At 55.8% G+C, this 16276-nt stretch carries 21 protein-coding genes; 20 read left to right on the top strand and 1 reads right to left on the bottom strand.

Annotated features, from left to right (window positions below; translation table 11 throughout):
- Positions 1-7: 7 nt before the first annotated feature.
- The 4 genes from OVA10_RS15725 (at position 8) to OVA10_RS15710 (ending at position 2759) form a co-directional block, all read left to right on the top strand.
- On the top strand, positions 8-823 hold the full coding sequence (locus OVA10_RS15725; protein ID WP_268196309.1) for an antitermination protein: 816 nt from the start codon (positions 8-10) through the stop codon (positions 821-823).
- A 196-nt stretch (positions 824-1019) separates the two neighbouring features.
- Positions 1020-1244, top strand: a complete 225-nt coding sequence (locus OVA10_RS15720; protein WP_326493405.1) for a TrmB family transcriptional regulator — start codon at positions 1020-1022, stop codon at positions 1242-1244.
- Between the two features lie 153 nt (positions 1245-1397).
- Positions 1398-2450: a DNA-methyltransferase gene (locus OVA10_RS15715; RefSeq protein WP_268196307.1), complete on the top strand. Its 1053-nt coding sequence runs from the start codon at positions 1398-1400 to the stop codon at positions 2448-2450.
- A 57-nt stretch (positions 2451-2507) separates the two neighbouring features.
- Positions 2508-2759 carry a hypothetical protein gene (locus OVA10_RS15710; protein ID WP_268196306.1) on the top strand — a complete coding sequence of 84 codons (252 nt, stop codon included), beginning with the start codon at positions 2508-2510 and terminating at the stop codon, positions 2757-2759.
- A gap of 130 nt (positions 2760-2889) precedes the next feature.
- On the opposite strand, the gene OVA10_RS15705 is transcribed toward OVA10_RS15710, so the two are convergent.
- Positions 2890-3159, bottom strand: a complete 270-nt coding sequence (locus OVA10_RS15705; protein ID WP_268196305.1) for a hypothetical protein — start codon at positions 3157-3159, stop codon at positions 2890-2892.
- A gap of 160 nt (positions 3160-3319) precedes the next feature.
- Between OVA10_RS15705 and OVA10_RS15700 the strand changes: the two genes are divergently transcribed.
- The 16 genes from OVA10_RS15700 (at position 3320) to OVA10_RS15625 (ending at position 16238) form a co-directional block, all read left to right on the top strand.
- Entirely contained in the window at positions 3320-3595 is a 276-nt protein-coding gene (locus tag OVA10_RS15700) for a hypothetical protein (protein ID WP_268196304.1), read from the top strand.
- A gap of 17 nt (positions 3596-3612) precedes the next feature.
- Positions 3613-5070 carry a glycosyltransferase family 2 protein gene (locus OVA10_RS15695; RefSeq protein WP_268196303.1) on the top strand — a complete coding sequence of 486 codons (1458 nt, stop codon included), beginning with the start codon at positions 3613-3615 and terminating at the stop codon, positions 5068-5070.
- Positions 5052-5666 (top strand): hypothetical protein, encoded by a 615-nt coding sequence (locus OVA10_RS15690; RefSeq protein ID WP_268196302.1) that lies wholly within the window; start codon positions 5052-5054, stop codon positions 5664-5666. Before OVA10_RS15695 ends, OVA10_RS15690 begins: the two co-directional genes overlap by 19 nt.
- Before the next feature lie 169 nt (positions 5667-5835).
- Positions 5836-6342, top strand: coding sequence for a DUF1441 family protein (locus OVA10_RS15685; RefSeq protein ID WP_268196301.1), 507 nt, complete (start codon positions 5836-5838; stop codon positions 6340-6342).
- Positions 6342-8435 (top strand): phage terminase large subunit family protein, encoded by a 2094-nt coding sequence (locus OVA10_RS15680; protein ID WP_268196300.1) that lies wholly within the window; start codon positions 6342-6344, stop codon positions 8433-8435. Before OVA10_RS15685 ends, OVA10_RS15680 begins: the two co-directional genes overlap by 1 nt.
- Before the next feature lie 7 nt (positions 8436-8442).
- Positions 8443-8661 carry a hypothetical protein gene (locus OVA10_RS15675; protein ID WP_268196299.1) on the top strand — a complete coding sequence of 73 codons (219 nt, stop codon included), beginning with the start codon at positions 8443-8445 and terminating at the stop codon, positions 8659-8661.
- A complete protein-coding gene (locus OVA10_RS15670) occupies positions 8661-10193 on the top strand; it encodes a phage portal protein (RefSeq protein ID WP_268196298.1) in 1533 nt (510 codons plus the stop codon). The genes OVA10_RS15675 and OVA10_RS15670 overlap by 1 nt, the downstream gene beginning before the upstream one ends.
- A complete protein-coding gene (locus OVA10_RS15665) occupies positions 10132-12207 on the top strand; it encodes a ClpP-like prohead protease/major capsid protein fusion protein (RefSeq protein WP_268196297.1) in 2076 nt (691 codons plus the stop codon). The genes OVA10_RS15670 and OVA10_RS15665 overlap by 62 nt, the downstream gene beginning before the upstream one ends.
- Positions 12208-12270: 63 nt before the next feature.
- A complete protein-coding gene (locus tag OVA10_RS15660; protein WP_268196296.1) occupies positions 12271-12600 on the top strand; it encodes a DUF2190 family protein in 330 nt (109 codons plus the stop codon).
- Complete coding sequence (locus OVA10_RS15655; protein ID WP_268196295.1) at positions 12600-12956, top strand: head-tail joining protein; 357 nt, start codon at positions 12600-12602, stop codon at positions 12954-12956. The genes OVA10_RS15660 and OVA10_RS15655 overlap by 1 nt, the downstream gene beginning before the upstream one ends.
- Positions 12953-13561 carry a hypothetical protein gene (locus OVA10_RS15650; RefSeq protein WP_268196294.1) on the top strand — a complete coding sequence of 203 codons (609 nt, stop codon included), beginning with the start codon at positions 12953-12955 and terminating at the stop codon, positions 13559-13561. The genes OVA10_RS15655 and OVA10_RS15650 overlap by 4 nt, the downstream gene beginning before the upstream one ends.
- An 11-nt stretch (positions 13562-13572) precedes the next feature.
- A complete protein-coding gene (locus OVA10_RS15645; protein WP_268196293.1) occupies positions 13573-14139 on the top strand; it encodes a hypothetical protein in 567 nt (188 codons plus the stop codon).
- Positions 14139-14645 carry a phage major tail tube protein gene (locus tag OVA10_RS15640; protein ID WP_268196292.1) on the top strand — a complete coding sequence of 169 codons (507 nt, stop codon included), beginning with the start codon at positions 14139-14141 and terminating at the stop codon, positions 14643-14645. The genes OVA10_RS15645 and OVA10_RS15640 overlap by 1 nt, the downstream gene beginning before the upstream one ends.
- Positions 14642-15256: a phage tail protein gene (locus OVA10_RS15635; protein WP_268196291.1), complete on the top strand. Its 615-nt coding sequence runs from the start codon at positions 14642-14644 to the stop codon at positions 15254-15256. The genes OVA10_RS15640 and OVA10_RS15635 overlap by 4 nt, the downstream gene beginning before the upstream one ends.
- Positions 15249-15878 (top strand): phage baseplate assembly protein V, encoded by a 630-nt coding sequence (locus OVA10_RS15630; protein WP_268196290.1) that lies wholly within the window; start codon positions 15249-15251, stop codon positions 15876-15878. Before OVA10_RS15635 ends, OVA10_RS15630 begins: the two co-directional genes overlap by 8 nt.
- A 24-nt stretch (positions 15879-15902) precedes the next feature.
- Positions 15903-16238 carry a GPW/gp25 family protein gene (locus OVA10_RS15625; protein WP_268196289.1) on the top strand — a complete coding sequence of 112 codons (336 nt, stop codon included), beginning with the start codon at positions 15903-15905 and terminating at the stop codon, positions 16236-16238.
- Positions 16239-16276: the final 38 nt, after the last annotated feature.

Below are 16276 nucleotides of genomic sequence, written 5' to 3'. Positions count from 1 at the left end.
TTGAGCAATGAATTTAGAATCCTTACCGAAGTTTTACTCACCAAAATCGCCAAAACTGGACGACAGCACACCAGCGACAGGCAGCGACGCACTGACAATTACCGATGTTATGGCGGCTCAGGGGATGGTACAAAGCCGGGCCGAACTTGGTTTTTCTGCTTTTCTGGGGAAGGTCGGGATCAGCGTCAGCGACCGTGAAAAGGCGATATGCCTTCTGGCTGAATATGCGCTCACCCGCTGCGATAGCGTGGCTGCGTTGCGTAAACTGGATGATGCTGTGAAGCCGGAGATTATGCGGATCCTCGCCACCTTCGCTTTTGAAGATTATTCCCGGAGTGCTGCCAGTGTTAAAACCTGCGATTGTTGCCATGGGAGGGGATTTATCGAGGCCGATGTTTTCTCCATGAAATCGCACTACACAATGCGATTGCCGCAGTGGGCTAAAGATCTCCGTCAGTCGCCAAGTGACTTCGAAGTAAAGCGGCAAGTGAAGGAGGTAGTCCATGTACTCTGCAAACCCTGTAAGGGAAAGGGGATTGTATCTGCTGCCTGCAACGACTGTAGAGGGCGCGGTAAGGCAATCAACAAAGAGAAATCAGATGCTCAGGGTGTGCCAGTTCTCGATGATTGCCAGCGTTGCGGCGGGCGAGGCTACGAGCGTGTGCCATCTACTGAGGCATTCCGTGCCATTTGTGCAGTCACCAGCGCTATTACGCTTGATACCTGGAAGAAGAGCGTTAAAAAATTCTATGACAGCCTCGCTGTTATGTTGAGCATCGAAGAGAGCGAGGCGAACGTGATATTGCAGGCCGTCACCAGATAGCGGTTTACTTTTCCCGAAAATGTGTTAGTTTTTTCTTAACGATGGGCGTTGTATGTCTACCGTTAACATAAAAATTTTAGACCTCGCTTCGGCGGGGTTTTTTATTGCCTTGAGTTCACCATCAGCGCACTTGTCGCGCAGTCAGCCGCCAATATCCGGTTTCACCTTGCGGCGGCCCCGAACCAGAGTTATCTGTATGCCAACGGTAACTGATTGGAAATTGACCATGTTGAAGCAGCAGGAAATGACGGAAGTGGCAAAGGCGGTATTCGATGAACTGAGCACCGAACCTGCGACGGTTGGTGAGGTTGCGCAGAACACACACCTGACGCGAGAGCGCTGCCAGTTGATACTGACGCAGCTGGTGATGGCGGGGTTATCTGATTTTCGTTTTGGATGTTACATACGCCTCCACGCCTGATGGCTGGAGATAATTTGCTGTGAAATGGGCGGCTGGTGAGTGTTGACGCACCCGCCCAGCCATTCGCTCATGCTAGAAGGTCACAAGCGAACCAAGGCCCACCGCTTTAGCGCTAAAGCACAGTGAGCCTACCAGAGACCCGCTTACTGATCTATGAAAAATACTGTAAATTTATCCAGTCCTGTGCTGGTCAACGCTGATTCCTTGCAATTCATCAAAACGCTGCCTGATAACAGCATCGACCTCATTTGTACCGATCCGCCATATTTCAAAGTCAAGCCGCACGGCTGGGATAACCAGTGGGGCGGTGATGCTGATTATCTAAACTGGCTGGACTGCTTCCTTGCGGAGTTTTGGCGGGTACTGAAGCCTGCTGGCAGCCTGTACCTGTTCTGTGGCCACCGGCTGGCATCTGATATCGAGATCATGATGCGCAGGCGCTTCGACGTTCTCAACCATATCGTCTGGGCAAAGCCATCTGGCCGCTGGAATGGCTGCTGTAAAGCTGATTTGCGCACTTACTTCCCGGCAACCGAGCGGATCCTGTTCGCCAGTCACTATCAGGGGCCATACCGGGGCAAAACTGACGGCTACTCGGAGAAGTGCAGCGACCTCAAGCAGCACATCATGACACCGCTTATCGACTATTTCCGTAATGCGCGTGAAGCCCTGGGCGTTACGTCAAAGCAGATAGCTGACGCTACGGGTAAGAAGAACATGGTTTCGCACTGGTTCAGCGGCAGCCAGTGGCAGTTGCCCAGTGAGAGCGACTATCTAAAGCTGCAGGTGCTGTTTGACCGTATTGCCAGAGAGAAGCACGCCGCGCAGCTGCTTGCCGAGCCGCACCACCAGCTGGTGGAGAAATACCACGTTCTGAACCGGACGTATGGCGAGCTGATGCAGGAGTTTAAAGCGCTGCGTCGCTATTTCGCCGTGTCGGTCGATGTGCCGTACACCGACGTCTGGACGCATAAGCCGGTACCGTTCTATCCAGGCAAACATCCATGTGAGAAACCCGCCGATATGCTGGAACAGATCATCGGCGCCAGCAGCAAGCCTGGTGATGTGGTGGCTGATTTCTTCATGGGATCGGGGTCGACGGTAAAGGCGGCCCTGCGGCTGGGGCGTAAGGTCATTGGCGTAGAGCTGGAAACTGAACGGTTTATCCAGACGATTAACGAAATCGGGCCGACTGCTGACAGGTAACGGCTCAAACCCTCATGCCTCGGCACTCGCCGGGGTTTTCTTTTATATGGAGTTTATATGTCTTTTAAATTTGGTCTGAACCAGCTGGTGGAAATCCACGTCAGCGGTGAGTTTGGTGCTGTTAAGGCGCGCGCAGAGTACGCCAACGGTTCAGAGAACGGGTATTACGTTCACTACAAAGCAGGCGATGGCCGTGCAGTGACGCAGTGGTTTGATGAAAGTGATCTGGTCATGGTTGAAGCGGAAGAAGCACCCGGTCAGCCGATCTACGGCAGCACCGAGTTGCCGAAAGGCGATGTAGTCCAGTAAGCGTGCTTACCATGCGTCCTGCGGGGCGCATGAATAAGATGGCTTTAAAGAGAGGTTATTATGCGAAAGAATTATAACCGAGAAGTTACTAAACCAACCCCCGATGAAGAGGCTGGTTTAGTTGAGTGGCTTAAGAGTTCAAAAGTTTCTCTTTTAAACCAGTACACATCAGAAAAAGATGTTCTTGGATATCTGCTCGAATCGATAAGGTCGCAGTCGGTGCCGGTGATGAAAATGCTGTAACCAGCACATCATTAATGGCGTTTTTGTAATCGTCCGGGAATACCTGATAAATGGCAGTTAACAACATCGCCTGAGCATTATTTTGCGCTCTCAATTCAGCGACCATCTGGTTCTGAAGTTCAATCTGAGCGATGAGCGCCTGTTCTTTTTCGGTCATAAACTCTCCTGAGAAAAATTGATTAAGCTCTGAGGTCACGTATGGGTAACTTCAGAGCGAATGAATTTATCATCGAGCGGAATAATATTCTGAATCAAAACAGGCATTTCTAATAAAGTTTGACGTGAATCTGACTTCACCTATCTGGAAGAATAAACCTATGAATACGAAAATTATCGCGCCAGCGGGTCTGGTGCTGTGCCTCCTTTTGTCTGCATGTACCAGCGACCAGACAAAGGCTGAGCACAAAACACAACGACAGGCTCTCAATGTGAAACAGCAGGCGGATCGGCAGGAAGAGCGTGCTGAGAAAACACTGGCTGCTTCAGCGGCTATTACCGCAGCTGAAACAGCCAATCTGGCCGCGAAAAAGCAGGCTCAAAGGGAAGCTGACGCCGCTTTACAACAAATCATCTGCTCTCAAACCAGCAATTAATCCCCGGAGCGACTCGAATGCAGGTCACTATTGATGGTATTCAGTATGCGCCAGCGCGTGGTTCATCAGGCAGGATCGGCATTGCTGTCTCAACCCATAACAGGGCGAAAGTGTTAAAAAGTACGCTCGATCAGCATCTGAAACACTTGCCCGCCGGTGCGCTGGTGGTTGTTATCGATGATGGTTCAAAGCCTGCTGCTGTGGTGCCTGATGGTGTGCAGCTGGTTCGTCACGACCAGTCGCTGGGTATTGTGGCCGCCAAAAACGCCAGCCTGCTGGCACTGATGGATGCCGGTTGCGAGCATCTGTTCTTGTGGGACGACGATGCCTGGCCTGTTGCCGATGGCTGGCACATGCCTTACGTTGAATCGCCTGAGCCGCATCTTGCTTATCAGTTTCTCGACCTTGCTGGCCCGAAAAAGCTTAAAGACATGACCGTACTGCACCGGGATGAGCAGCATATTGCTTACACCGGGCAGCGTGGTGTCATGCTGTATTACCACCGCAGCGCGATTGAGAGAGTCGGCGGCTTCGACCCGGTGTATGGGCGCGGCATGTACGAGCATGGTGATCTGGCGTTACGGATCCACAATGCCGGGCTGACGACGTGGGCTTTTGCCGACGTGGTTGGTTCAGAGCGTCTTATTTATTCCCTCGATGAACATGAAGCTGTGGAACGGTCGGTGCCACAATCTGATCGTGCGCAGCTGGTGAGACGTAATGCAGGCATTTACAGTGGGCGCCGTGATTCGGGCTACACCGGGTTTGTTGATTACCGGCCCTGTAAAAATCTTGTCCTGACAACACTGCTGACCAGCCGACCAGACCCGCAGCGCGGTGTGCGTATGAAAGCCGATGCGTCGATGTTGTCCACCTGGGCAAGTTCGGTAAAAGGTGCTGATGCGGTTGTGCTGGCTGACGATCTGAAAGCTGCACCATCCGGCGCGCGTCTGGTGGCCGTCGATGATGTGGACATGAACCCTTACTTCCGGCGCTGGCTGCATATCTATCACTTTCTGCGCGATCATCCCGAATACACACACGTCTGGTGTACCGACGGCACCGATGTTGAAATGCTCCGCCAGCCATGGCAGGGCATGGAGCAGGGGTGTATTTATGTCGGTTCAGAGCCGACGTTGTATTCCGATCCCTGGGCGCGCAAATCCCACCCGGAAGCACTTTACGATGGCTTCATTGACCAGCACAGCCAGGAAGTGATGCTTAACGCCGGGCTGCTCGGTGGGAGTCGTGCTGATGTGATGGCATTTGCTCATGGCATTGTCCGGCTGTATTACCGCATCGAGAGCTGGCGATTCTGGAAGATGGAGAAGGGCGGTCACGCTGTCGGCGACATGATGGCATTTGGCATTGTGGCGAAGATGTTTGGTGAGCGTGTCCAGACCGGGCCACAGGTGCATACGGTGTTTAAATCCAACGGTATCGGAAAGGAGTTGGCATGGTGGCGCCACAAGTAAAGTTTGTTGTGCTCGGGCATCCACGTCGTCGTGATCAGGCTGTCTGGCTGGCATCACGTCTGGATGCTCATCTGATAATGGATTATGCCAGTCGCGGAGCTAACTGGGGCCACCGTATGGCGATGGAATGGGCTGTTGAGCAGGACGGGCGCGTGGTGGTGCTGGAGGATGATGCGCTTCCCGTTGATGGTTTCGAAACGCTTGTTGGATCGTGGCTTGAGCGCTTTCCTGATGCGCTTGTTAGTTTCTACCTCGGTACCGGAAGGCCACCGCAGTACCAGCCGAAAATCGCTGAGAAGCTGATTGAGTCGGACAAAACTCACAGTGACTACATCACGCTCCCGCGCCTTATCCATGGTGTGTGTTACAGCGTGCCACAGGCACATGTCGGTAACGTGCTAAAGCGCTGGGAGAGCCATAAGCCCGCTGATTACGCGGTCGGTGATGCCTGGGGCGGCGTGGTCGTCTACCCCTGCTGGTCGCTGGTCGACCATCAGGACGGCCTCTCGGTCGAGCGACCATGGAACAACGCGCTTCGGCGCGAGCGGCGGCAGGCATGGCGCCTGCATCGGGGCCAGCCCGCTGCCTCAGCGTGATTTTTCAAAGGTACTCCCGGCGGGGTGGCAGCTCCACGGGGGCGCTAACTCGCGGGGAAAGGCTAGTTTTTCGCATTTTATCGACATCATCATCATGTATGTAATTGATTGATTTTTATAAGGTCAGTTTTTTCAATGATGATGGTTTGTCTATTTTGTGTTCACCATCATGGATAATGAACTCCGGAATTTTCGCCTCAACATAAATCAGATCGCCGCGATGACGGATCTGCATCGTCAGACCGTGGCGGCGCGGCTGAGCAACGTGCCGCTGGCACCCGGCAGCAACCCGAAATTAAAGCTCTATTCGGTTCTCGATATTCTGACCGTTTTACTTACCTGCACCGCCGACCCGTCACAGATTGATATCGACAAACTGCAACCGCAGGACCGCAAGGCCTGGTTCCAGTCTGAGCGAGAGCGGCTCAAGTTTGAGCAGGAAACTTCGCAACTGATCCCGTCGAGTGACGTGTCACGCGAGTTTTCCTCTATTGCGAAAGCGGTCGTCCAGGTGCTGGAGACGCTCCCGGATATTCTGGAGCGAGACTGCGGACTTCAGCCTGCGGCAGTTGCCCGCGTGCAGTCCGTCATTGATGACCTGCGGGATCAGATGGCCCAGCGTGTTTTTGATGCAGATTCAGATGAAGAAGGGGAGGAAGAGCCGCAGGAGGAATAATGCTTAATCAGGCAACGGCGAAGGGGGCGAGAAAAAATATCTCGGAAATTATCCGCGCGCCGCGCCGGATGCTGGTGGCTGATGCCGTTAAGCGATTTATGCGTGTCCCTATGGGGGCTGGTAACTCGGTGCCGTGGGATCCTCTTGTGGCCCCGTATGTGATTGAGCCGATGAACTGCCTGGCTTCGCGTGAGTACGATGCGGTGGTGTTTATCGGTCCGGCCCGAACAGGTAAAACCATTGGCCTGATTGATGGCTGGGTGGTCTACAACATTGTCTGCGACCCGTCGGATATGCTGGTTATCCAGGTGTCAGAAGAGAAAGCGCGCGAGCACTCCAAAAAGCGCCTGGCGAGGACGTTTCGTGTCAGCGAAGAAGTGGCAAAACGCCTGAGTCCAAACCGCAACGACAACAACGTCTACGATCGGACATTCCTCGCCGGTAACTATCTGAAACTCGGCTGGCCATCAGTCAACATCATGTCGTCGTCAGACTACAAATGTGTGGCGCTGACCGACTACGATCGCTTTGATGAAGATATTGACGGGGAAGGTGATGCCTTCTCACTGGCGTCAAAGCGTACCACCACCTTTATGTCAGCCGGTATGACGCTGGTGGAGACTTCACCCGGGCGTGATATTACGGACGTCAAATGGCGCCGCCGTTCTTTGCATGAAGCGCCACCCTGCACAGGTGGTATGTCGCTCTATAACCGTGGCGATCGCCGCCGCTGGTACTGGCCGTGCCCGCATTGTGGTGAATATTTCCAGCCGATTGGTGATGCTGTCGCGGGCTACCGCGATATTGAGGATCCTGTGCTGGCGAGCGAAGCGGCCTATGTTGAGTGTCCACATTGCGCCGGGCGGATTGTAAGTGCGCAGAAGCGCGAGCTGAACAGCCGTGGCGTATGGCTTCGGGATGGAGAGACAATCAGCAAAGACGGCACCCGGGGGGGCGAGCCGCGCCGTTCGCGCATAGCGTCCTTCTGGATGGAAGGTCCGGCTGCGGCATACCAGACGCTCTCGCAGATGGTCTATAAGCTGCTGACAGCGGAGCAGGACTACGACACCACAGGCAGTGAGGAAACCCTCAAGACAGTGATCAACACCGACTGGGGCCAGCCGTACCTGCCGCGTTCTGCTATGGATCAGCGTCGTGGTGAAGAGCTGATGGCTCGCGCTGAAGTGTTAGAGAAGCGTTTCGTTCCTCCTAAGGTGCGCTTCCTCGTGGCTTCTGTGGACGTACAGGCTGGCAAAAAACGCCGCTTTGTCGTGCAGATCATTGGTTACGGCCAGCACGGCGAGCGCTGGGTGATTGACCGTTACAATATCCGGTTCTCCCTGCGCTGTAACGCTGAGGGAGAGGCGTTGCCGGTCGACCCCGGCGGCTACATCGAGGACTGGGAGCTGCTGATCACCGATGTGCTCAACAAAGAGTACCGGCTGACGGGCGATCCTTCCCGCACCATGCCAGTGATGTGTATGGCGGTCGATAGCGGCGGCGAAGATGGGGTGACGGATAACGCCTATAAATTCTGGCGGCAGTGTCGCAAAGATGGGCTGGGCAAGCGTGTGTATCTGTTCAAGGGGGACAGCACCGCCCGCAAAAAGCTGGTCACACGTACCTATCCCGACAACACCAATCGCTCAGATCGCAAGGCGGGTTCGCGCGGTGATGTTCCACTGTATTTCCTCCAGACCGACCAACTGAAAGACAGGATCCACAATGCGCTTCGGCGAGAGGAGCCTGGGCCTAACTTCATTCATTTCCCCGACTGGCTGGGCGAGTGGTTCTACGACGAGCTCACCTACGAGGAGCGCGGGCCGGATGGCAAGTGGAAAAAGCCCGGCAAGGGTGCGAACGAAGCGCTCGACCTGATGTGCTATTGCCACGCGCTGGCGATCCTGCGCGGCTATGAGCGAATCAAAGACTGGAGTAACCCGCCAGTCTGGGCCAGACCGCAGACCCTGAGTAAGGCGGTGGCCGCCACCATTCCGGAAACCAATAAACCGACACGCAGCGCTGCTGAGGCAAAGCCAACGGCACCGACAAAGCCTCCACCAAAGCCTGCGCGAAAGGTCAAAAAAATCTGAGGACGCTATGCGCATCACGGAAATAAAACGCATGCGAGACCGGGCTGAAAAAGCCTATCTCGATGCGCTGGACGGTAAGAGCCTCAGTATGAACGGGCGCAATCTGACCCGGCAGGATATTGCCCAGCTTAAAGAGCAGTTTGATTACTGGGACAGGCGATACCGGAAGGCCCGTTCGAAAGGTAAGGGCCAACCCTATTCACTGGTTAACTTCACGGGGCGCTGATGGGACTGTATACAAAAATTCTCGGCGTCATTGCCCCGCAGCGGGCGCTCCGGCGAATGGCGGCTCAGGATCAGATTAAAGCCTATGAAGCGGCGCGCCCGTCACGAACACATGCCGCCCGACGCGAGCGGCACAGCGCCAATACGGCGGTGTTTGCCGCAGGTGCTTCCCTGCGCGAGCAGGCGCGCTGGCTGGACGAAAACCACGACCTGGCATCGGGCATGCTCGATAAACTGGAGGAACGGGTGGTGGGCGCGCGCGGGATCCAGATTGAACCGCATCCGCTTAATTTACAGGGGGAAGTCCACGAAGCTTTCGCTGCGCAGCTGTCTGCTGCCTGGGAACAGTGGGCACAGTCACCGGAAGTCACCGGCATGTTCAGCCTGGCGGAAGCCCAGCGTCTGATGCTGCGCAGTGCGCTGCGCGATGGTGAGGTGTTCACGCAGCTGGTGCGCGGTCCGGTGAAGGGCATCGAGTACACCACCCCTGTGCAGTTTGCCTTTGAAATGCTCGAGGCCGACTTTGTGCCGCTGAATCTGTCCGGTGTGACCGATGGCCTGACGACCATCCAGGGTATCAACATTAACGCCTGGGGCCGCCCGCTTTCCTACAACGTTTATCTGGCACATCCTCAGAGCGGGCTGGGTACCACCCGGACCAAAGTGATCGGCAAAGAAAGCATGCTGCATCTGGCGATGCGCAAGCGTCTGCACCAGCTGCGCGGCATCACCATCTTCGCCAACGTCATTCAGCGCCTGGCCGATTTGAAAGACTACGAAGATTCAGAGCGCGTTGCAGCGCGTATTGCGGCGATGCTCGGCTTTTGGATCAAGCGCGGTGACGGGTCGGTTTACGAAGACGGCAGCGATTGGGAGAGTCCGGCGGACAAGTACCGCAGCTTCGATATGTCGGCGGGCATGATTTACGACGATCTGGCACCCGGCGAAGAGCTGGAAATGCTGGAATCCAACCGCCCCAACTCCAATATGGCGGAGTTTCGCAACGGGCAGCTGCGGGCCGCCGCCGCCGGTACGCGCACTGGTTACTCTTCAATCTCCCGTGATTACAACGGCACCTATTCCTCGCAGCGTCAGGAATTGGTGGAGAGCTTTGAAGGTTACGCCGTGCTGCAGGACTGGTTTGTTTCCCGAACCGTCCGCCCGATGTACCGTGAATGGCTGCGCATGTATCTGCTGAGCGGCGTTGATATTCCTGCCGATCTGGATGTGGCCACGCTTTACAACGCGACGTATATGGCCCCGGTTATGCCGTGGATCGACCCGGTGAAAGAAGGCGAAGCCTGGAAGACGCAGATCCGTGGCGGTGCCGCGACCGAAGCCGAATGGGTAAGGGCGCGCGGCGGCAGTCCACGTAATACCAAGCTGCAGCGTCAGCGCGAAGTCAAATTCAACCAAGAGCACGGGCTGGTCTTTGACACCGATCCGGCTAACGACAAAGGAACGACAACCAATGAGCAAACAGCAGGTGCTGCTGGTTCCAGCCGCAAGCAGTCAAATCAGGGCGATGAATAATCGCTGGTACGAAATCCAGGCGGCAGCCAATAACGCGCCTGGCGAAATTCATCTGTACGATCAGATTGGCGGCTGGGGCATCTCAGCCAGTCGGTTTCTACGAGAGGTCAGCGAAGCTGGCCTTTTTAATGCCTCGCAGGTGGAGATTCGTATTCACTCGCCCGGCGGCAGCGTGCTGGATGGCTTCGCTATCTATAACACCCTGAAGCGCCTCACCGGTACCGTCAATATCTTCATCGACGGGCTGGCAGCCTCGATGGCATCAGTGATTGCAATGCTCCCCGGCGCGACGGTTCACATGCCGTCGAACGCGTTCATGATGGTCCACAACCCGTATGGCGGGCTGGTGGGCGACGCGAACGATCTGCGTGATTACGCCGACCTCCTCGATAAAAACTCTGCGGTCATGATTGACGCCTATACGCAGAAGACCGGGCTTACCCGAGAGGAAGTCGAATCCCTGATGAAGGAAGAAACCTGGATGACCGGCGCGGAAGCGGTGGAAAAGGGTTTTGCTGATGTGCTGCTGCCTGAAATGCAGATGGCGGCATGTATTAACGATAATGTAACGAAGGAGTTCACCAAAATGCCAAAGGCAGCCCGGCAGCTTTTCGCCCCTCATGCTAACGCCAATCAGCCGCAGCAACCACCTGCTCAGCCACCAGTGGCACAGCAGCAGCCTCCGGCAGTGCCACAACAGCCTGTTGCTGACCCTATCGACATCAACGCACTGGCGGCCCAGATGCGCCAGCAGATGCAGGCGCAGGAAACGGAGCGCCGCACAGCGGTGAACGCAGTATTCACCGCCTTTGCAAACCATCCTGGCGTGACGGAGCTGCAGGCCTCCTGCGTTACCGATCAGTTCTGCACCGCCGCTGACGCACAGCAGAAGCTGCTGGCGAAGCTGGCGGAAGGTACTACGCCGGGGGCAAATGGCTATGTTCACATCCATGCGGGCAACGGCAATATCATCGGCGACTCGGTTCGCAACGTGGTGATGGTGCGTGCCGGGTTCGGCGAGCGTCAGGCCGACAACCAGTTTAACGGCATGAGCCTGATGGAGCTGGCCCGCGCCTCCCTGACCGGTCGCAGTATCGGTGTGTCCGGTCTGGATCGCATGGGAATTGTCGGCATGGCGTTTACCCACAGCAGCAGCGACTTCTCCCACATCCTGATGGATACGGCGACAAAAGCGGCGCTGGCGGGCTGGGATGATGCGGAGGAAACCTTCGATAAATGGACCCGCACGGGCGAGCTGCCAGACTTCAAACCGGGCAACCGAGTCGGTCTGGAGGCATTCCCGAGCCTGCGTCAGGTGCGCCCGGGCGCTGAGTACAAGTACGCGACGCTCAGTGATACCGGCGCAGTGATCCGCCTGGCGACCTACGGCGAGCTGTTCAGCATTGACCGTCAAGCCATAATCAACGATGACATGTCCTTCATCACCCGCATCCCGGCCTCAATGGGCCGAGCGGCGAAAGCGACCATCGGCGATCTGGTTTACGCGACCCTGACCGGCAACCCTTCCTTTAACGGTGACGATCTGTTCAGTGAGGATCGTAATAACTTCATCTCCGGGGAACTGAACGTCGACAATCTGGCGGCGGCTCGTTCGCAGATGAAGCGCCAGAAATCAGGTGATCGCACGCTGAACATTTCCCCGGCCTTCCTGCTGGTACCGACCATGCTGGAGGCCTATGCGGATCAGATCCTGCACTCCACTTCGGTACCGGGCATGGAATACAACTCCGGCATTAAAAACCCGGTGCTGAATATGGCCGAGATTATTGCCGAGCCGCGTCTGGATGAGGCAAGCGAAGAGGACTGGTATTTAGCTGCCCGTAAAGGTTCGGACACCATTGAGGTGGCGTATCTGGATGGAAATGCGGCACCAACCGTTGAAAGTACCTCTGGCTTCACCGTCGACGGCGTGACCATGAAAGTGCGCATCGATGCCGGTGTGGCACCGATGGATTATCGCGGCATGCTGAAATCTGCGGGTGCATCTTCCTGATCCCTTTTTGAACGTAAACCCAGGCACCTCAGCGAGGTGCCTTTTTCATAGCGAGTAAACGCAATGGCTAAAAATTATGTAGAAGACGGCAATACCATGGACTGGACCAACGGCACCGGGGCGGATGTGGCTTCCGGTGATCCGGTTGTGGTCGGCGCGCTGATTGGCGTGGCCCACGGTGATATTGCCAATGGTGAAGACGGTGTACTGCACATGAGCGGCGTGCTGCAACTCCCCAAAGACGAAGCTGAAACCTGGTCTGCTGGCGCTGCGCTTTATTTTGACGATGCCAGCGGCAATGTGACGGCGACCGAAGCCACCATTGTGGCCGGAACCGCCTGGGCGGATGCCGAAACGGGTGATGCTGACGCGCCGGTGCGCCTGGGTTACTGATGAGCGACTTCAATGCGCTGATGGCAGCGGCGGATGACGTCCTGATCTCCACCTTCAATGTCGACGGCTGCGTTGAGTTGTGGCCGGGTGATGCCCGTTCGCAGAAGATTGAAGGGGTGTTTGATAACCCCTTTCTGCTGACGGGCATCCCTGACGGTGGACAGATACAGGGATCTGATCCGTCCTTCACTGCTCACGACCGCGACATCATCGGCCTTGAGAAAAAGGATCCGGTGCTTATCGTGGATGTGACCTGGTATGTGAAATCGCTGCAGCCGGATGGCTCCGGTGTAACCCGGGTGTTTCTCTCGAAGTACCAAAAGTCCGATATGGACTTCCCCAGTGGCAGATTATGAGCGGATTTTACATTGACACAGTTGCGCTGCGTTCAGTGAAGGCGGCGCTCGGGGCCAATGAATCGCAGATGGTTGCAGCGTTTCATAAGGCGCTCAGGCAAACCGTCAACCGACTTTATAAAGAATCGGTCGCGATGATGTTCAGTGAAACCGGGGCTAAAAATCGGAAGGTCGTGCAGCGTCGTATCCGGCAGAGCACGAAGAAAGTTTCCGGTAATCAGCCCGGTACCGGGAAGGTGTGGTTCGGTCTGAATGATATGCCTGTCAGTACGCTGAAAGGGCGCATCAAAAACCCACGACCGTTGCGGCGCCAGCGTGATGCGAAAGGGCGGTTTATTACCGCGAAAGGCTCGCGCGGTGCCACGTTCACACCGAAATCTGCCCAGCTCACGCCCGTTACCTTCCTTAATTCCTTTGGCGCCACCGTTCGCGGGAAGCGTTCCATCTGGATCCGGCAGGATAACGGGCACGTCACTGAGGCGCGGATCGCCGTTTATAACCCGATGGTATCTGCGGTACAGAGCGACCTTTTCAGTCACGCCAGCGAAACACTGATGGACTATTTCACGAAGGATCTGCGCGGGCGAGTGGCAGGCAAAGTGTAAGGTGAAAGCCTATGAATGGCGTTGAATGGCTTGATGATTATCAGGATGCTGTTGTTGCTGAACTCGCGAAAATCCCGTGGGCCGTAACAACGGGTGTTTATCCGGATATTGGTAGTGACTTTCCGACACCGGCCATCTTTTTTGATGTTGCGCGCTGGGAGCGGGCCGATCGGGAGCTTGGTGGCAACGTTACACTGTCCCTGACGTGTCACTTTTATATCCTGCGGCATTTTGTGGCCGCTCAGGGTGAGGATGAAGAACTGCGCGGCAGCACTGAGACGCGGGTGCGAAACGCGGCGCTCAAGATGTCGGATTGGGTCGAAGGGCGGCAGTTTGGCACAGGCACTTCACCGGCTGTGATGGAATCAGCCGAGCCTATGACCTGGGAGAACACGGAAGGCGGTGCAGATCACGCTATCTGGAGCGTCTCGTTTACCCAGTTGCTGGCCGTCGGGCGGGATCCTTTTGAGGAACCCGATTTACCGAGGCTGAAAGAGTTCTGGCTCGGTGTCTTCCCGGATATAGGGCCAGAACATAAAGAGGATTACACCTTGCTGGCGAAATCAGGAGGCGATTAATGGCGACATACCGCGGTTGTTCGCTATTCCTGAATAGCTTCAAACTCTCTGACAGCGTGGCCTATACCCCGCCTGAAATCGGCGTAGAACGCGCCTGGTACAAAGCCGGGGCCATGACGACGCCAGTGGGCGTTGACCGGGGCATTAAGCCCATGACCGCCCATTACAAGATAGCGGGCATGGATCCCACGGCGTTTCTTTTTCTGGGGCTGGTACCGGGTTTTCGTGCGCGCCTTACTGTGCGCCGGGTTTACCGTCTGGGTGATGTCACCCTGTTTTTGCACGATGAGCTCGAAGGGTTTATCGACACCATACGGACTGATGAGCACGGTAGTGATAGCAAGTTCAACGTTGGACAGGAAATGTCGATGACGGTGAACTACTACCGTCTGTCGGTGGATGGCGTGCAGCCTCTGCTGGAAATCAACCCTGTCATGGGCACGCGCAAGATCCTCGGTGTGGATGCACAGCGCATTCCTGCCAGCATTACGGAGATGTTGATGTGATTATTGACCCGCTGGCAATACTGGAATCACAGCTGCGGCAACAGACAGAAACGCTGGAAAATCAGTTGCCACCACTGCTGATGTGGGGCGATTTTATCTTTCAGCTTTCCACACTTGCCTTCAAAAAGCTGAGCTTGTCCGATGCCTGGACCTGGGCATCACAAGGGCGTATCGGTCGGCAGGACCGTCTGCAATACACGGGTAAGAAAGCCCCGACAATCCGTTTTGACTGTGAGCTCTACGACGATTTTGTTGATACCACCGGCCTCTCCTCGATGATCACCTCTGTTGGTGTCTGGCAGGATGCAAACAATGATCCGGTTGAATGGCTGCGGCGCCAGGCTAACACCCGAACGCCTTTGATGCTGGTAACTGGCTACGGGAGGGTGATGGGCTTTTGGGTCATGACGCAACTGGAGCAGGCGGTGGACGAGTTCCGCGGTGCAGGTGAATTTCGGCATCAGGAGATCACCGTCACCTTGCAATTTTTTGGCAGTTCCCTGAGCGGTGTTGATGAGCAGGGTGAAAGTGTGGAACCGCCGACGACCGCCGAAGCGAATGAGGCCGTCAGCAGCATGAACGCCTTTCTGAGCGAGTACAACGATGGCTGACTTTGATACCGCTAATATCTACCAGCGACTGATGAAGCTGGTGAAATACGGCAATATCCACAGTGTGCAGGCTGACCCGCCGTCGTGCCGGGTGACGTTCGGTACCGATCCGATTTCAGGCCAGGAGCACATCAGCGACTGGCTGAACTGGTCGACCCGTTCTGATTCAGAGGTGAACGACTGGAGCATGCCCGCCGTCGGTGCGCAGGTAATGGTGTTCAGCCCTGGTGGTGAGACGGATAACGGTCTGGTGTTCCCTGCGGGTTTTTCCGGCGACCGGGCACCACCGGCAACGGAGCCTGGTCAGCATGTCACCGCATACAGTGATGGCGCGTCGGTGGCGTATGACACACAGGCTCATGCGATGGCTGTGAATCTTCCTGCTGGTGGCTCAATTGTTATCGTGACGCCGGGCGGCATGAAAGTGAAGGGTAACGTGGATATAGACGGCGTGCTTACCGCGACGGACGTGAAAGATAAGACCGGCTCCATGCAACAGATGCGGGATACGCATAATCTCCACGACCACAACGAAAATGGCGACGGCGGCGGGGTAACAGATCCACCGAACCAGAAAATGCAGGCAACTATGCCGACCGATGAAGAAGAACCCGACCAGTAAGTCGGGTTTTTTAATGGGGGAATTATGCAGGGAATGAACCGGGAAACCGGGAAGCCGCTCTCGGCGACAGACCATATCAGGCAATCCGTTGATGACATTCTGAGTACGCCGCTCGGCACCAGGGTGATGCTGCCTGAGTATGGCAGCAACCTGATCAGGCTGATTGATCACCCGGCAGATCGTGTAACGGCGATCCGCGTAGTGATGGCGACGGCGGTGGCGATTGCACGCTGGGAGCCGCGTATCAGTATCAACAGCGTCAATGTGTTGAAGGCCGGTGAAGGGGAGATCGCTATCACGATCAGGGCGACGGACACCGAAAACCAACGAGCGGTCGTGCTGGAGAATATTCGCTTATGAACACGATTGATTTAAGCCAGTTGCCACCGCCACGCATA

The sequence above is a fragment of the Lelliottia sp. SL45 genome (assembly GCF_026672535.1).
Lineage (GTDB): Bacteria > Pseudomonadota > Gammaproteobacteria > Enterobacterales > Enterobacteriaceae > Enterobacter > Enterobacter nimipressuralis.
This window is presented reverse-complemented; position numbering and strand designations above follow the sequence as displayed.

Excerpts from the sequence above, each read along its gene's own strand:
- OVA10_RS15700 (WP_268196304.1), top strand. The coding sequence starts at position 3,320 with ATGAATACGAAAATTATCGCGCCAGCGGGTCTGGTGCTGTGCCTCCTT.
- OVA10_RS15645 (WP_268196293.1), top strand. The coding sequence starts at position 13,573 with ATGAATGGCGTTGAATGGCTTGATGATTATCAGGATGCTGTTGTTGCT.
- OVA10_RS15625 (WP_268196289.1), top strand. The coding sequence starts at position 15,903 with ATGCAGGGAATGAACCGGGAAACCGGGAAGCCGCTCTCGGCGACAGAC.
- OVA10_RS15695 (WP_268196303.1), top strand. The coding sequence starts at position 3,613 with ATGCAGGTCACTATTGATGGTATTCAGTATGCGCCAGCGCGTGGTTCA.
- OVA10_RS15725 (WP_268196309.1), top strand. The coding sequence starts at position 8 with ATGAATTTAGAATCCTTACCGAAGTTTTACTCACCAAAATCGCCAAAA.
- OVA10_RS15650 (WP_268196294.1), top strand. The coding sequence starts at position 12,953 with ATGAGCGGATTTTACATTGACACAGTTGCGCTGCGTTCAGTGAAGGCG.
- OVA10_RS15655 (WP_268196295.1), top strand. The coding sequence starts at position 12,600 with ATGAGCGACTTCAATGCGCTGATGGCAGCGGCGGATGACGTCCTGATC.
- OVA10_RS15640 (WP_268196292.1), top strand. The coding sequence starts at position 14,139 with ATGGCGACATACCGCGGTTGTTCGCTATTCCTGAATAGCTTCAAACTC.
- OVA10_RS15705 (WP_268196305.1), bottom strand. The coding sequence starts at position 3,159 with ATGACCGAAAAAGAACAGGCGCTCATCGCTCAGATTGAACTTCAGAAC.
- OVA10_RS15680 (WP_268196300.1), top strand. The coding sequence starts at position 6,342 with ATGCTTAATCAGGCAACGGCGAAGGGGGCGAGAAAAAATATCTCGGAA.
- OVA10_RS15630 (WP_268196290.1), top strand. The coding sequence starts at position 15,249 with ATGGCTGACTTTGATACCGCTAATATCTACCAGCGACTGATGAAGCTG.
- OVA10_RS15670 (WP_268196298.1), top strand. The coding sequence starts at position 8,661 with ATGGGACTGTATACAAAAATTCTCGGCGTCATTGCCCCGCAGCGGGCG.
- OVA10_RS15660 (WP_268196296.1), top strand. The coding sequence starts at position 12,271 with ATGGCTAAAAATTATGTAGAAGACGGCAATACCATGGACTGGACCAAC.
- OVA10_RS15720 (WP_326493405.1), top strand. The coding sequence starts at position 1,020 with ATGCCAACGGTAACTGATTGGAAATTGACCATGTTGAAGCAGCAGGAA.
- OVA10_RS15685 (WP_268196301.1), top strand. The coding sequence starts at position 5,836 with ATGGATAATGAACTCCGGAATTTTCGCCTCAACATAAATCAGATCGCC.
- OVA10_RS15710 (WP_268196306.1), top strand. The coding sequence starts at position 2,508 with ATGTCTTTTAAATTTGGTCTGAACCAGCTGGTGGAAATCCACGTCAGC.
- OVA10_RS15715 (WP_268196307.1), top strand. The coding sequence starts at position 1,398 with ATGAAAAATACTGTAAATTTATCCAGTCCTGTGCTGGTCAACGCTGAT.
- OVA10_RS15665 (WP_268196297.1), top strand. The coding sequence starts at position 10,132 with ATGAGCAAACAGCAGGTGCTGCTGGTTCCAGCCGCAAGCAGTCAAATC.
- OVA10_RS15675 (WP_268196299.1), top strand. The coding sequence starts at position 8,443 with ATGCGCATCACGGAAATAAAACGCATGCGAGACCGGGCTGAAAAAGCC.
- OVA10_RS15690 (WP_268196302.1), top strand. The coding sequence starts at position 5,052 with ATGGTGGCGCCACAAGTAAAGTTTGTTGTGCTCGGGCATCCACGTCGT.